The organism is Variovorax brevis (assembly GCF_030317105.1).
GTDB classification, from domain to species: Bacteria; Pseudomonadota; Gammaproteobacteria; order Burkholderiales; family Burkholderiaceae_C; genus Variovorax; species Variovorax brevis.
In genome coordinates this window covers 309,203-324,661 of record NZ_JASZYG010000008.1, presented here as the reverse complement: position 1 = coordinate 324,661, position 15,459 = coordinate 309,203, and the positions used below count along the sequence as shown (strand labels likewise).

The window sequence follows — 15,459 nt, the reverse complement described above, 5'->3', positions numbered from 1 at the left end:
CGCTGCCTTGTGTGCGAAGGCCTCTTGGACCCACGCAGACACCAAAACTTTGAGGAGATGAAGAACTGTAAAACGCAGGACACGAAAGGAAAATTCGAAAACACCATTGATCCACTGGGAAATTTCCGAAAGTGATTCTCTGTCACTCAATTGAATTGAGACGTTTTTTGCATTTATGGAATTTCCGCGCTTCAATGCGACGAAATTCGACGATCACGCGGAAAAGTTCACACTCGATTTAGAGTCGATGCCCGCTCGTCAAGCCTGAAGTTCGCGCACGAGTGGTCATCGCGCTGGCGGGCTCATGAAGCAGCCGCGGTTTGGGTGGACGCGGTGAGAGCGCCGAGGCAAGGGGGACTTGCTCAGCGAAGAGATAGCGTCTTGGGAGCAACCTGGACAGCGCGGAAGTGCAAGATCAAGCCTGAATGCACTTGTTCGAATGAGGTTCGCTGGGATCGCGAGCATCGTCACGAGCGAACGCCCTGCCAGTGATCAAGGCGCACGCGGCGCGCACGTCACTTGCGCTTCAGCAGAGGGGAAGAGAGGGTCAATGGATGGCGCAGGCTGCATCAGCGCCGCCAGCCTTGAAAACTCGCTTGCTGGCGCCGGTCTGCTGCAGATGCTGCAGAGTCAGAGACAAGACTGAAACGTGCGATCTGGATTCCGGGGCGCGATCGCCCCTGCAAGTGCGCAGAAGACATGCGCCTCCGCCGCTCAAGCCTTGCGAGCGCGCCGTCGTCGAAGGGATCCCCTTGCAACCCCCAACCTAGTCTTGGTCGCGCGCGCTTTCCATCGCCTTGTGGTGCCGCGCCACGAAATCGGCATAGGTGTCGATGCCGCGCAGCTGCAGGATCGAATTGCGCACCGCCGCCTCCACCAGCACGGCGATGTTGCGGCCGGCGACGACCTGGATGATCACCTTGCGAACCGGAATGCCCAGCACATCCTGCGTGAGCGGTGCGGACGGCATCCGCTCGTAGTCGCGCTCGAAGCTGTCACGCCGCACCAAGTGCACGATCAGCTTGAGGCGCATCTTTCGGCGCACCGCCGTCTCGCCAAAGATCGCGCGGATGTCCAGCAGGCCGATGCCGCGCACCTCCAGCAGGTTTTGCAGCAGGTCGGGGCAGCGCCCTTCGATGGTGGTCTGGTTGATGCGGTAGAGGTCAACCGCATCGTCGGCGACCAAGCCATTGCCACGCGAAATCAACTCGAGGCCCAATTCGCTTTTGCCCAGTCCCGATTCCCCGGTAATCATCACGCCCAAGCCCAGGATGTCCATGAAAACGCCGTGCATCGAAGTGCGTTCGGCGAAATGCTTGGACAAATAGGCGCGCAGGACATCGATCACGAAGGCGGAGGATTCCCGGGTCGCAAACAGCGGCAATTGCGCGCGCTCGCAAATCGAGAGCAGGGCGTCCGGTGCGGTCTGGCCGTCCGCCAGCACGAGCATCGGCGGCTCCAGCGTGACGATGCGGGCGATACGCCGCGCACAGTCTTCGGGCGTCCCCATCGTCAAGTACGCGACTTCACGCGCGCCCAGGATCTGCACGCGATAAGGATGGATGTAATTCAGATAGCCGACCAGATCGGCGGCGGACTGGGCGCGGCTGATCACTTCAGCGTCGAACTGGCGTTCGGAGGCGCCCAGGCCTGCCAGCCACTCCCAGCGCAGGGAGCCGCGAAACTCCTCGAACATCGCGTCCGCGCTGACAACGGTGGGCTTCATGCGTTCAAGTGGCGGCGCTCAGCGCCCAAGAAGTTTGGAGCAGTCCAGAATACCGCGAAACAACCCCGCATCGTCGGCCACACCCGACGTATGGGCCCAAGGTCAAGCGATTTGCGCCGACTGCCATCCCGCGATCAGCGAGTGCAGCGCCGCGGCATCCGTGCTCGACTTGATCCGCTCGCGCAAGCCGGCATCGCTCAGCAATTCGGCAATCTCGGAGAGGATTTCCAGGTGTTTTTGGGTGGCGGCTTCCGGCACCAGCAGAAAGATCAGCAGGACAACCGGCTGCTCGTCCGGCGCATCGAAGCCGATGGGGTTCGCGAGCTGGAACACGGCGGCCATCGGCGACTTCAGGCCCTTGATGCGGCCGTGCGGGATGGCGACGCCGTGACCGAGGCCGGTGGAGCCGAGCCGTTCGCGGGCGAACAGGCTGTCCGTGATCAGGGCGCGGCCCAGACCATGGAGATTTTCAAACAGGAGGCCGGCCTCTTCGAAGGCGCGCTTCTTGCTGGTTGCATCAACGCTCACAAGGACTTGAGCGGGCGGCAGGATGGACGCGAGGCGATTCATGGTGGAGGGACGGGGGCGATTATGCACCTTCACCGCCAAAAGCAAAAAGCCGCCCGAAGGCGGCACGCAAGAGTATTTGCCCGGAGGCGATAACTACATCACGTTACATGACCCGCTTGGGGGCTTCGTGGTGGTGGTCTTGCAGTCGGTCCTTGTGGCGCACGACCTGGCGATCCAGCTTGTCGACCAGTTCATCGACGGCTGCGTAGAGATCAGCATGGCTCGACTCGGCGAACATGTCATTGCCCTTGACGTGAATGTTGCATTCGGCTCGTTGGCGCTTTTCCTTTTCCTTCTGCTTTTCCACGGTGAGGATGACCTTCACATCGACCACCTGGTCGAAGTGCCGTGTGATCCGGTCTAGCTTGCCAGTGACATAGCTGCGCAGGGCGGGAGTGACGTCGAGGTGATGACCGCTGATCGTCAAATTCATGAATGACCTCCTGGGATTGACGGTGGGGAAATGACCTCGCCCAAGGGATCGGGCGGGGCCGACGGGAAAAAAGGGGGGTGAGGAAGGAAGGAAGAAAAGCGGGAGAAGGAAGAGAGAGTCGATTCACTATGCCCGCCGGGGCGTGGAATTGCAATCCCCGGGAACTCCGGGTGGAAACCGAATCTTTCAGCGGAAAATCCGCTTCTATTTTGATAGCAAGCATTGCAAGCGCTGCCTTGCGTTACGGCGTTTTTCCTTCAGACATGTAGGTTGCCAGACCGTTACCCAACCCTCCAGCAAGAAGGGAGTTCGGCGCCATTCCCCGACTTGGACCGCGGGGTCAGAAACGGCTGCGCCCTGCCCGCACGGCTACCGCCAGGCCGCTCGCAACCGGTTGCGAAGGTCGATCGTGGCAGCCGGCGGCGGGACGGCGGCCGGACGTTCTGGCGGCGGAGGCCAAACCACTTCTTCAAAGGCCTTGGCATCGGCCTGCGTGATGAAGCGCGTGCGCCCGGCGTACAGGTGGCGGTCACCTCGCGCGGCCTGTTGCGTGACGTAGAAGCGCTGCGGCACCAGCAGGTGCAGATGGTCACGCGCCCGCGTCATCGCCACGTAGAGAAGCCTGCGTTCTTCTTCGATGTCTTCCGGGTCGCCGGTCGCCATGTCGGACGGGATGCAGCCGTCGACCACGTTGAGGACATGCACCGAAGTCCATTCCTGGCCTTTGGCCGAATGGATGGTGGAAAGGATCAGGTAGTCCTCGTCGAGCAAGGGCGGGCCGGCGCGATCGCTCGTCGCCTCAGGTGGATCGAGGGTGAGTTCGGTGAGGAAGCTTTCGCGCGAGCCGTAGCCTGCGGCAAGGCGCACCAACTGCTCGATGTCGGCGCGGCGGACGGACGCGTCTTCATGAAGACGCTCCAGATGCGGAAGGTACCAGCGCATCGCCAGCTCTACGTCCGCGGGCCACGCGCCTGCACCGCCTCGAAGCTCGGCGTAGACAGCGGCGAACTCGGCCCATTGCACCTTCGCAGCGCCAGGAACCGCAAAGCCTTGCAAGGCGGCGCCGGGGTCAGCGGCTTCGTCCATGGCATCCAGCAGCCGCGCAGCGGTCACCGGGCCGATGCCCGGAATGAGTTGCGTGACCCGGAACCCTGCCATGCGGCCTTTCGGGTTCTGGGCGAATCGCAGGACGGCGAGCAGGTCCTTCACATGCGACGCCTCGAGAAACTTGAGGCCGCCGAATTTCACGAAGGGAATGTTGCGGCGTGCGAGTTCCAGCTCCAGCCCCGCGCTGTGGGACGAAGCGCGGAACAGCACGGCTTGTGACTTGAGGGCGAGTCCGCCTTCGCGGTGCGCCAGCACGCGGTCGGCGACCCACCGCGCCTGCTGGGCTTCGTCTGGCACCAGCACCAGTTGGGCCTTGCCCGCAGAAGGCTTGTCGGTCCACAGCCTCTTCGCGTGGCGTTCGCTGGCGGCGGCAATGACGGCATTGGAGACGTCCAGAATGGGCTGCGTCGAACGGTAGTTGCGCTCCAGCGTGACGATGCGCGCCGGCGCGCCGAACTGCGCAGGGAAATCCAGGATGTTGCGCACCGTCGCGCCACGGAATGAATAGATGGACTGCGCGTCGTCGCCCACCGCCGTGATGCCGCGTCCGTCGGGCTTGAGCCTTTGCAGGATTTCGGCCTGCAGGCGATTCGTGTCCTGGTATTCGTCGACCAGCACATGGTCGAAGCGTCCGCCCACCTGCACGGCCAGTGAAGGCTCGCCCATCATTTCCGACCAGCACAGGAGCAGGTCGTCGTAGTCGAGCACGTTCTGCTCTTGCTTGGCTTCCACGTAGGCGCCGAACAGGCGCTTGAGTTCGCCTTCCCATTCGGCGCACCAGGGAAAGGCCTTGGCGAGCACGTCGTGCAGGCCGTCGCGCGTGTTGACGACGCGCGAGTAGACCGACAGGCAGGTTCCCTTCTGTGGAAATCGCCGCTCCGTCGATGAGAAGCCGAGGTCGTGGCGCACCATGCCCATCAGGTCTTCCGCGTCGCCCCGGTCGTGGATCGTGAAGTTCTCGGCCAGGCCGATTTGTGCGGCGTATTCGCGCAACAGGCGCGCGCCCACGCTGTGAAAGGTGCCGGCCCAGGGGAGCGAGGGTGGCGTCTGCGAACCCAGCCCCAACACCTTCGTCAGGACTTGGCCGGCGCGACGGTCCATTTCCATCGCGGCGCGCCGCGAAAAGGTCAAGAGCAGCACGCGTTGCGGATCGACGCCCTTGGCGATCAGGCAGGCCACACGATGCGCGAGCGTACTGGTCTTGCCCGAGCCCGCACCAGCCACGACCAGCAGCGGACGTTGATCGTCACCTGCGCCATCCATGCCGTGGAGAACGGCTTCGCGCTGCGCTTCGTTGAGCGTGGCGAGCGCGCTTTGCAGGCGGTCCGTGGGTCGTTCGATCGTGAGCATGGCGAGGCCATCACTGTACATCCATCCAGATCACTGCAGCGAGCTTCGCCATCCGAAACCGGTTTGCGCACAGCGAATTGCCGGGCGCCGATGACATAATCGCGCCCGTTGAACCGACAGGAGCAATCGCCTTGGAAATCTGCCCGACTCGGCAGCTTTCAACTCCCTGCTGACGCCCATCGCCGGATGGCGTGCCCAGGGGTTTGAAAGCGCCCCCTACTTCGCCCCCCATCCGTCGTTTCTCCGGGAGTGAGCCATGCTCAATATCTTCACGCTCGCCAACGGCCGCCTCGTCCAGGAAGAGATCGAGGCGCTCGAAGAGCTTTCCAAATTCCAGCCGATCTGGGTTGACCTCGAATCGCCCACGGTCGATGAAAAGCGCTGGATCAAGCAGTACTACGGCCTGTCCATTCCCGAAGACGCGATGGACGAGGACATCGAGGAATCCGCGCGTTTCTACGAAGAAGACAACGGCGAGCTGCATATTCGCAGCGACTTCCTGATCGATGACGACGAAGACCCGCGCTCGGTGCGCGTCGCGTTCATCCTCAACCAGCACAACGCCGAGTTGCGCAGCCGCGGCGTGCTGTTCTCCATTCACGACGAAGACGTGCCGGTGTTTCGCCTGCTGCGCATGCGCGCGCGCCGGGCACCGGGGCTGATCGAGGACGCCAAGGAAGTGCTGCTCAAGCTCTTTGACGCCGACGCGGAATACTCGGCCGATTCGCTCGAGAACATCTATGTCGAGCTTGAGCAAATGAGCAAGAAGGTGCTCAAAGGCAATGTGAGCGACGAGCTCGCCGGTGAAGTGCTGGGCGCCATTGCCCGCCAGGAAGACTTGAACGGGCGCATTCGCCGCAACGTGATGGACACCCGCCGCGCCGTGAGCTTCATGATGCGCAGCCGCATGCTCAATGCCGACCAGTTCGAGGAGGCGCGGCAAATCCTGCGCGACATCGAATCGCTGGACAACCACACAGCCTTTCTCTTCGACAAGATCAACTTCCTGATGGATGCGACGGTCGGTTTCATCAACATCAACCAGAACAAGATCATCAAGATCTTCTCGGTGGCCAGCGTCGCGCTGCTGCCGCCAACGCTGGTGGCGAGCATCTACGGCATGAACATGAAGTTCCCCGAGCTGGAGTGGCTCGGGCCGCTGCTGAGTTATCCGTACGTCGTGGTGCTGATGATTGCCACCGCCGTGGTGCCGATGTGGTACTTCGGCCGCAAGGGTTGGCTGTCCTGATCAAGCCTGGAGCACAGACCACAGGCGCGTGGGCGTCAGCGGCATCTGCAGCTTCGTCGTCTTGTCCTTGTGACCCGCGCGCGTCAGCGCATCGGCCACGGCGTTGACGACCGACGGCGTCGCGCCGATGGTGCCCAGTTCGCCCACTCCCTTCACACCCAGCGGATTGGTCAGGCAGGGCGTGGACTGGTCCATGTCGGTCTTGAAGTCCGGTGAGCCGAAGGCGATGGGCATCGCGTAGTCCATGAAGCTGCCGGTCACGAGCTGGCCGGTCTCCTGGTCGTAGACGATTTCCTCGAGCAAGGCCTGGCCGATGCCCTGCACGGCCCCGCCGTCGAGCTGGCCGCGCACGATCATCGGGTTCACCACACGGCCCACGTCGTTCATCGACGCATAGGCGACCACTTCGACGTCGCCGGTCTGCATGTCGACCTCGACCTCGCTGACGTGGCAGCCGTTGGGCCAGCTCGGCGCGGACACGGAACTCACCGACTCCAGGAAGATCCGGCGATCGGGCTGGCGGCCGGCAAGGTCGAACAAGCCGATGGAAAGGTCGGTGCCGGCCACGGTGAACTGGCCGGTCGCGTAGGTCACGTCCTCAGCGGCCACCTCCAGCTCTTTGGCAGCAAGACCGCGGGCGTGCTCGATGGCGCGATCCGATCCGACGCGAACCGCCGAGCCGCCAACGAACAGCGAGCGCGAGCCCGCGCTGCCGAAGCCATCGCCGCGATCGGTGTCGCCGAGGATTACACGCACCTTGTCGAAGGGCACGCCAAAGGCGTCGACGATCAACTGCGTGAGCGAAGTCTGGATGCCTTGGCCCATCGCGTTGACGGCCGAGAAGACTTCGATCATGCCGTCCGCCAGCACAGTGACGGTGACGCGCTCTTCCAGCACCATGGCGCCGGTCCATTCGAGGAAGGTCGCGATGCCGAGGCCCCGCTGCTTGCCGCGGCTGGCGGATTCGGCGGCACGCGCGTCGAAGCCCGACCAGTCCGCCAGCGCAAGCGCACCGTCCATCACCTTCTCGAACTGGCCGCTGTCGTAGACCTGGCCCATCGGGTTCGTGTACGGCATCTGCTGCGGCTTGACGAAATTGCGGCGACGCAGTTCGATGCGGTCGATGCCCGTCTGGCGCGCCGCCTCGTCCATGAGGCGTTCCATGTTGAAGATGGCTTCCGGCCGGCCCGCGCCCCGGTACGCACCGGTGGGCGTCGTGTTCGTCATCACGGCCTTGAAATGGAAGTCGATGGTCTGGATGTCATAGATGCTGGTCTGCACCCACGGGCCGATCAGGATCTGGATGGCCACGCCCGCGCCGGTCGGGTACGCGCCGACGTTGGCGTGCGACAGCAGGCGCAGCGCGAGGATCTTGCCGTTGGCATCCAGCGCCAGCTCGGCCTGCACGAGCACGTCGCGGCCATGCGTGGCGGAGACGAACTCCTCGCTGCGATCGGCAATCCATTTCACCGAGCGCTTCAGCGAGCGGGCGCTGATGGCCACCAGCGCTTCTTCCGGATAGACGCCGGTCTTCATGCCGAAGCCGCCGCCCACGTCGCCCACGACGACGCGGAAGTCCTCTTTTGCGACACCGAGCATGTCGCTGGAGATGTTGTCGCGCACGCCCGAGGGGCACTGCGTGCTCATGCGGATCGTGGTGCGGCCGGTGTCCTTGTCGAAGTCGGCGCGCGCGGAACGCGGCTCGATGGTGACGGCCGCCAGGCGCTGGTTGTTGATCTCGAGCTTGACCACATGCGCGGCCCTTGCAAAGGCGTCGGCCGTGGCCTGCGCGTTGCCGTGGCGCATCTCGGCCGAGACGTTGTCCGGCGCCTCGTCGCAAATCACGGGTGCGCCGGGTTCGATCGCCTTCATGGGGTCGACGACCATCGGCAACTCTTCGTACTCGACGAACACCGCCTCGGCCGCATCGCGCGCCTGCTGCACGGTGTCGGCCAGCACAGCCACCACGGTTTCCCCGACGAAACGCACACGCTCGTGCGCCAGCGCCCGCCGCGGCGGGCCGGCGGCAGGCGTGCCATCCGCGCGCACGAATCCCGCCACACCCGGGATCGCCTTGACGCCATCGGCCACGAGATCGGCGCCGGTGATGACCTTCGCCACGCCCGGCATCGATGCCGCCGTCGATGTGTCCACCGACACGATGCGCGCATGCGGATAGGGCGAGCGCACAAAGGCCACGTGCAGGGTGCCCTCGACGCGCACGTCGTCGGTGTACCGGCCCTTGCCGGCGAGCAGCGCTTCGTCTTCGAGACGACGCACGGATTGGCCGCTGCCGAAGCGGCCCGCTTCGGTCGGCGGGGTCAGGGTTGCAGTGTTCACGGGATTCGCCTGTTCGTGGGTGGTCGAAATGGTTGTTGGTCTTACTTCGTCGGGCTGTCCATGGGCGTCAGTGGCGGCAGTTTCCAGGTTCCGTCCATCGCCGCCTTGCTCGGTCCGTAGACACGGGCGACGGCGCTGTAAGGGCCCGGCGGCGCCGGCAGCCAGTTCGATTCCTTGTCCGGCCCCGGCGACGCATTGCCAATGTATAGCGTCAGGCCGCCGTCTGCATCGCGCTTCAGTCCGCGCGTGCGGTCGCCAACGGAATAGCGCTTGATGGGGTTCGCGTAAAGAAAGCGGTCAGGCAGGGTGTAGAGCGTCATCGACCAGAAGAACTTCGCCGGGGGCAGTTGCCCCTTGGCAAAGTGAACGGTCGACAGCTTGTTGCCATCGCCCGCGTAGCCGCCGTACCACGCCTCTTCCAGCGAGTTGCCGTACAGACCCTTTTCAGCGGCGATGGCCCGCGTCATGTAGTTGTTCTTTAGCGCCTCGCGGGTCCCGAACAGGCCGTTGGACGACAGCGTGGTCCGGGCCACCTGCGCCTGCTCGGCCTTCGCGTCGGCAACGCCCGCGTCGATGGCGGCCAAAGTCGCAGGCGGCAGCCTGGCCGCGTCGAAGGGCACGCCGGGGCCGATGCCGATCATGGCGAAGCGCTTCATCAGGTCGACCTCGCTGGGATGCGGCGGCTGCGTGAACTGCAGCAGGAAATTCAGGTAGCCGATGAAGTCGTGCGAGCGCGCCTTCGCCGCGTCGTAGGGTGGGAACACGATGGCCGGCGCGGGCCGTGGCGCAGTCATCTTGTCGTACTGGCTGAGCGAGCGCAGTTGCATGCCGGACTGCACCGCCTTGACGTTGGGCACGTCGGCCGGGCCATCGAGCGCCACCCGCGTCAGCGTCATGACGATGTCGGTTTCCGAGCGAAACACCTGGTTGATGCCCGCCGGCATCGCGCCCTTCCAGTTCGGCCCGACGATCAGGAAGTTGCCCAGCCCGTTGCCGGTGGTGCGCGAGCCGACGTAGGCAAAGTTGTAGGTGAAGAGGTCGACCCACTGCTGCACGTAGTAGCGGTCACCCGGCACCGCGGGCACGCTCACCACCCAGGGTTCGGCACGCAAGTCGAGCCACGCCCAGGAGTACGGTGTGTCGTTGTTCGGCGTCACGACGTCGTGGTTTTCCGGCGTGTAGGCCTCCGAGTAGTGCCTGAACTTTCCGAAGCCGCCGGTGTACTCCTTGCCGGCCGGGTTGGCCAACTGCTTGTACATGGTGTTGTAGTTTTCCAGCATCGGGAAGGCGTAGATGTAGGCCTCCTTCGCGATGGCGCGCAATTGCGAATCGGCGCCTCCGGATGGCGGGGCGCTCGCCGGTGTGCTGCTGCAGGCGTTCAGCACGATGGCGCCGAACGCCATCGCGGCGCGCCCCAGAAGCTTTCGTGTCAGGACCACAGGCAGCCTTTCGCTTTGGAAAAACAAGGGGCCGGTACTGGCCGGCCCTTCCACTTTCATTGTGTTGGCCTGACCGGCCCACGTCAATCAACCGCCGCTGCGGCGCCAAAAGCTCAGGGAAGCCGCACCGACACCACGTCACCGCATTGCAGGCGCCCACCGGCCAGCACGCGTGCCGTGACGCCGCCATGGCCGCGCATGGCGTTGTACCCGCCGGCGCCAAGCGCCTCTTCCATGCGCGAGCAGGGCTCGCACGGGCCGGTGATGTCAAGGACAACCTCCGCGCCGATGCACAGGTGCATCGGCTGGTCCCGGAACAGGCTGCGCGCCGCAAGCAGGTTCAAGCCGGAGATGACGAGGTTGCGCCGCAGAAGCTCCGCCCCGACGGCCGCGTGGCGCGACAGCGCGGCGATCACCGGCAAGTGCTCGGCCTGGATCAAGGTGACTTGCCGCTTGCCGCCGCCCACTGCCGTTGAGGCGCGCAAGACGGCCCGATCGCCCTCAAGCCCGCGTCCAGCCAGCGCGAGGGCCTCGGTCACGCAGCGCACAGGCGCTCGGCGTGCTGGCCGCAGCACGATGGCGTCGAGCCGGCCCGCGTGCGGGAAGCTGGACGTCAGTTCGCGCAGGTCGTTCACGTCGGCAGCGTGGGCAGCAATGCAGCAATCAACGCCCGCGCCTGTCGTCCTGCGACTTGCGCGAGGTAGGCCGGAAAGTCGACATGCGCCTGATCGTCGGCGCGGTCGGAGATGTTGCGCACCGCGGCAAAGGGAACGCCGTGGTCGTGGCACACCTGCGCCACGGCCGCGGCCTCCATCTCCACGGCCAGCGCCTGCGGCAACGCCTGACGCAGCGCGTGTGCTTCCTCGGCGCGAGAGACGAAGCGGTCGCCGCTGATCAGTAGCCCCTGGTGCACGCGCGGAGATTCGAGTCCAAAGCGCGCCCGCGTTTCGTCATCAAAGAGTCTGTCGGCACTCGCAGCATCCGAGCGCGCCGCAGCCAGCAGCAAGCCGACAAGCTCCCCATCGGCCGGAAATCGGGAGCGCCCATAAAGCGGCACCTCGTGCCTGGGAAACAGCGGCGACGCATCCATGTCGTGCTGCAGGAATTCGGTGCCGATGACCGTATCCCCCACCCGCACATCCGGATGCAATCCGCCAGCCACGCCCGTGAACATGATGCGCGTGGCACCAAAGCGCTCGATCAGTGCCGCAGCCGTCGTCGCCGCCGCCACCTTGCCGATGCGCGACAAGGCGAACACGACGCTGCGCCCGTGCCACAGCCCCAAATGAAAATCCCGCCCCGCGTATCGCACGAGGCGCACCCCATCCAGCTGCGCCGCCAGCCCCTCCTGCTCCTCAGGCAACGCACTCAGAATCGCTGTGGTCATAGCCGATTGTGCAACCCAAGCTCATGCGGGAAACACCGCGGAACCGGCTTCGCCGGGCCGCTAATGTTGCCCCCGGCAGGGGGTTGGAGGAGCGACACGAAGTGCGCGGAGCCTGGGGCGAGCAACAAGCTACTTGATATCCACGCCGTAGAAGGTATGGCGCGCAAACGGGCTCAGCTTGAAGTCGATCACTTCCTTGCGTACGGGCTTGAGCTGCACCGCGTGCGCAATCGTGAACCACGGCGCCTGTTCCTTGAAGACCACCTGCGCCTTCTTGTACAGCGCATCGCGATCGGCCTGCTTGGGCACGTTCTTGGCCTTCACGACCAGATCTTCATACGGCTGGTAGCAGAACTTGGCCACGTTCGAACCATTGGACTGCGCCGATGCGCAGCCCAGCAGCGTGTACATGAAATTGTCCGGATCGCCGTTGTCGCCGGTCCAGCCGAGCATGCCCATCTGGTGTTCGCCAGCCTGCATGCGCTTGCGGTATTCGCCCCATTCGAAGGTCTTGATCTCGGCCTTGACGCCGACCTTGGCCAAGTCGGCCTGCATCAGTTCGGCGATGCGCTTGGCGTTCGGGTTGTAGGGCCGCTGCACCGGCATGGCCCACAGGTCGGTGGTGAAGCCGTTGGGGAAACCGGCCTCGGCCAGCAACTTCTTGGCGGCTTCGGGGTTGTAGGCGTCGTCCTTGACCGCATCGTTGTACGACCACATCGTCGGCGGAATCGGGTTCTTGGCGGCAATGCCGGAAGACTGGTAAACGCCGTCGATGATCGCCTTCTTGTCGATCGCCATGTTGATGGCCTTGCGCACGCGCACGTCATCAAACGGCTTCTTCTGGGTGTTGTAGGCGAGGTAGCCGACGTTCAGGCCGGGTTGCTCCATCAGCGTCACGTTCGGGTCCTTGCGGATCGCGTCGAGGTCGGCCGGATTGGGGTACGGCATCACGTGGCACTCGCCCTTTTGCAGCTTGGCCCAGCGCACCGACGCATCGGGCGTGATGGCGAAGATCAGGTCGTCGATCTTGGCCTTGCCGCCCCAGTATTGCGGGAAGGCCTTGAAGCGGATGATCGCGTCCTTCTGGTACTGCACGAGGTAGAAGGGGCCGGTGCCGATCGGGTCCTGGTCCACCTTCTCGGGCGTGCCGGCCTTGAGCATGGCAATGGCGTATTCCTTCGACTGGATGCCGGCGTATTGCATCGCCAGGTTCGACAGGAACGGCGCCTCGGCCTTGTTCAGCACGATCTTGACCGTGTAGTCGTCAACACGGTCGACCGACTTCAACAGCTTGGGCATGCCCATGTCGTTGAAGTAGGAATGGTTGGGGCTGGTGACCTTGAAGAAGGGGTCGTTTTCCTTCCACTGGCGCTCGATCATGAAGATGAAGTCGTCGGCGTTGAAGTCGCGCGTGGGCTTGAAGCTCTTGCTCGTGGTGTGCCACTTCACGCCCTTGCGCAGGTGGAAGGTGTACTCGGTGCCGTCGGCCGAGATGTCCCACTTTTCAGCCAGGCCCGGCACGACCTTGGTGCCGCCGCGCTCGAACTCGACGATGGTGTTGTAGACCTGCGTGGTCACGTCGAAGGAGGTGCCGGTGGTGTTCACGCCGGGGTAGAAATTCTCGGGGCTGCCCTCGGAGCAATAAACGAGCGTCTTGGCCGCCGCGGCGCCACAGGCCAGCGCAAAGGCAACGGGAACGATCAGGGTTGCGGCGGCACGAACGCGACGCGCGACAGGGGACTTGCTTGTCATTGCGAAAACTCCTTCAGACAGGGAGACACAGGGGAGAGGGAAAGGGTTGCGCGCCCGCCTTCAGGCCGGCGCAAGCTGCGGATTATGGGGAGCCACACCGGCTGCACCATCAATAAACTTCTCGGCGTGATGGCATGCCACCATCCTTTCGTCGAGTGCGCGCAACACAGGCCGTTCAGCGCGGCAGCGGTCGGTCGCATGCGCGCAGCGCGTGTTGAACACGCAGCCGGTGGGCGGGTTCAGCGGCGAGGGCAATTCGCCCTGCAGCACGATGCGCTGACCCGCCGCCAAGCCCGGCGTCGACGCGAGCAAAGCCTGCGTGTACGGGTGCAATGGCCGCGCGAAGATCCGCGCCTTCGGGCCCTGCTCTACCGCGTGACCGAGGTACATCACGAGCACGTCGTGCGCGATGTGGCGCACCACGCCGAGGTCGTGCGAGATGAAGAGATAGGCCAGCCCCAGTTCGTTCTGCAGGTCGGCCAGCAGGTTGAGCACCTGCGCCTGGATCGACACGTCGAGCGCAGACACCGGTTCATCGGCCACCAGCAGGCGTGGCTGCAGCATCAGCGCACGCGCGATGGCGATGCGTTGGCGCTGCCCGCCGGAGAACATGTGCGGGTAGCGATTGGCGTACTCCGGCCGCAGGCCGACGCGCGACAGCATCTCGCGCGCCTTGGCCGCGCGCTCTGTCTTGCCCAGCGTGGTGTTGATGGCCAGCGGATCTTCCAGAACGGCCGAGATCTTCTTGCGCGGGTTCAGCGAGCCATAGGGGTTCTGGAACACCAGCTGCACCGCCTGCCGCAGCTCGCGCTTGCGCCCGGACGGCGGATTCACAGCGTCCATGCCTACCAGCGAGAGCGTGCCGGCGGTGGGCTTCTCGATGAGCGTGACCATGCGCGCCAGCGTGGACTTGCCGCAGCCGGACTCACCGACCACGGCCAGGGTGCGGCCACGCGCCAGGGTGAAGGAGACGCCGCCCACGGCCTGCAGGTGCGCAGGCGCGCGGAACATGCCGCGGCGGATGTCGTATACCTTTTGCAGGTCCCTGGCTTCGGCGACGATTTCGTCGCGCGTCGTCATGGCAGGGCCTCCACGGGTTGCGGGCCATCGCGCTCGATGAGCGCGGCGCGGTTGGGATCGCCCAGTGCGTAGTGGCATCGCACCAGGCCGCCCTCGCTGCCGGGAATGGCACGCAGTTCGGGCCGCACCGCACGCGAATGCGCGGTGGCGTAGTTGCAGCGCGGCGCAAACAGGCAGCCCGCGGGCCGGTCATGCACGCCGGGCACCACGCCGGGAATCGTGGCGAGCCGGCCTTCGGGCGCGGCGCGTTCGGGCAATGCGGCGAGCAGCGCCTCGGTGTAGGGGTGCTGCGGCGCGGCGAACAGGCGATCGACGCGCTGCTGCTCCACCACCTGCCCCGCGTACATCACGGCCACGCGCTGCGCCATGTCGGCGACCACGCCCATGTTGTGCGTGATGAGCACCAGCGCCATGCCGCGCTCTTTCTGCAGGCTGCGCAGCAGGTCGAGGATCTGCGCCTGGATGGTCACGTCCAGGGCCGTCGTAGGCTCGTCGGCGATCAGCAGGCGCGGATTGCAGGCGATGGCCATCGCGATCATCACGCGCTGGTTCATGCCGCCGGAAAGCTGGTGCGGATAGGCGCCGATGCGCGAAGCCGGGGCCGGAATGCCGACCTGCTCCAGCAGTTCGATGGCGCGCTTGTGGGCTGCGCGCTTGTCGAGCTTGAGGTGCAGCCGCAGCGTCTCCACGAGCTGGAAGCCGATCGTGAAGCAGGGGTTCAGGCTGGTCGTGGGTTCCTGGAAGATCATCGCCACGTCCTTGCCGACAAGTGCGCGGCGCTCGCGGTCGGACAGGCCCAGCAGGTTCTTGCCGGCAAAGCGCAGGTGTGTCGCGCTCACTTTGCCCGGCGAGGCGATGAGGCCCATCAGCGCCATCATCGTGACGCTCTTGCCCGAGCCCGACTCGCCCACGATGCCGAGCACTTCGCCCTCGTCGACCTGCAGGCTCACGCCTTCGACTGCATGCATGATGCCGCCTTGCGTGGGGAACTCGACGTGGAGGTCCTGAATTTCGAGAAGTGCCATG

At 64.7% G+C, this 15,459-nt stretch carries 12 protein-coding genes; 1 reads left to right on the top strand and 11 read right to left on the bottom strand.

Going from position 1 to position 15,459, the window contains the following annotated elements; translation table 11 throughout:
• Window positions 1-766 precede the first annotated feature (766 nt).
• The 4 genes from hprK to QTI66_RS25385 all read right to left on the bottom strand — a co-directional run bounded on the left by hprK (window position 767) and on the right by QTI66_RS25385 (window position 5,186).
• On the bottom strand, window positions 767-1,726 hold the full coding sequence (gene hprK / locus QTI66_RS25400; protein ID WP_286562844.1) for an HPr(Ser) kinase/phosphatase: 960 nt from the start codon (window positions 1,724-1,726) through the stop codon (window positions 767-769).
• Window positions 1,727-1,828: 102 nt separating this feature from the next.
• On the bottom strand, window positions 1,829-2,296 hold the full coding sequence (locus QTI66_RS25395; protein WP_286562843.1) for a PTS sugar transporter subunit IIA: 468 nt from the start codon (window positions 2,294-2,296) through the stop codon (window positions 1,829-1,831).
• A 103-nt stretch (window positions 2,297-2,399) separates the two neighbouring features.
• A complete protein-coding gene (gene hpf, locus QTI66_RS25390) occupies window positions 2,400-2,729 on the bottom strand; it encodes a ribosome hibernation-promoting factor, HPF/YfiA family (protein WP_286562842.1) in 330 nt (109 codons plus the stop codon).
• 369 nt (window positions 2,730-3,098) lie between these two features.
• Window positions 3,099-5,186 (bottom strand): ATP-dependent helicase, encoded by a 2,088-nt coding sequence (locus tag QTI66_RS25385; RefSeq protein ID WP_286562841.1) that lies wholly within the window; start codon window positions 5,184-5,186, stop codon window positions 3,099-3,101.
• 256 nt (window positions 5,187-5,442) lie between these two features.
• On the opposite strand from QTI66_RS25385, the gene corA reads away from it, so the two are divergent.
• On the top strand, window positions 5,443-6,435 hold the full coding sequence (gene corA, locus QTI66_RS25380) for a magnesium/cobalt transporter CorA (protein WP_286562840.1): 993 nt from the start codon (window positions 5,443-5,445) through the stop codon (window positions 6,433-6,435).
• On the opposite strand, the gene QTI66_RS25375 is transcribed toward corA, so the two are convergent.
• From QTI66_RS25375 to QTI66_RS25345, 7 genes are all read right to left on the bottom strand, one after another.
• Entirely contained in the window at window positions 6,436-8,775 is a 2,340-nt protein-coding gene (locus QTI66_RS25375; protein WP_286562839.1) for a xanthine dehydrogenase family protein molybdopterin-binding subunit, read from the bottom strand. It lies immediately after the preceding gene.
• A 41-nt stretch (window positions 8,776-8,816) separates the two neighbouring features.
• A complete protein-coding gene (locus QTI66_RS25370) occupies window positions 8,817-10,214 on the bottom strand; it encodes a DUF1254 domain-containing protein (protein ID WP_286562838.1) in 1,398 nt (465 codons plus the stop codon).
• Window positions 10,215-10,327: 113 nt separating this feature from the next.
• On the bottom strand, window positions 10,328-10,849 hold the full coding sequence (locus tag QTI66_RS25365) for an MOSC domain-containing protein (protein ID WP_286562837.1): 522 nt from the start codon (window positions 10,847-10,849) through the stop codon (window positions 10,328-10,330).
• On the bottom strand, window positions 10,846-11,601 hold the full coding sequence (locus tag QTI66_RS25360; protein WP_286562836.1) for a 5'-methylthioadenosine/adenosylhomocysteine nucleosidase: 756 nt from the start codon (window positions 11,599-11,601) through the stop codon (window positions 10,846-10,848). The genes QTI66_RS25365 and QTI66_RS25360 overlap by 4 nt, the downstream gene beginning before the upstream one ends.
• A 129-nt stretch (window positions 11,602-11,730) precedes the next feature.
• The gene (locus QTI66_RS25355) at window positions 11,731-13,353 is read right to left on the bottom strand and encodes an ABC transporter substrate-binding protein (RefSeq protein ID WP_286562835.1); all 1,623 of its coding nucleotides are present in this window, start codon (window positions 13,351-13,353) and stop codon (window positions 11,731-11,733) included.
• A 60-nt stretch (window positions 13,354-13,413) separates the two neighbouring features.
• A complete protein-coding gene (locus QTI66_RS25350) occupies window positions 13,414-14,433 on the bottom strand; it encodes a peptide ABC transporter ATP-binding protein (RefSeq protein ID WP_286562834.1) in 1,020 nt (339 codons plus the stop codon).
• On the bottom strand, window positions 14,430-15,458 hold the full coding sequence (locus QTI66_RS25345) for an ABC transporter ATP-binding protein (protein WP_286562833.1): 1,029 nt from the start codon (window positions 15,456-15,458) through the stop codon (window positions 14,430-14,432). Before QTI66_RS25345 ends, QTI66_RS25350 begins: the two co-directional genes overlap by 4 nt.
• Window position 15,459 lies beyond the last annotated feature (1 nt).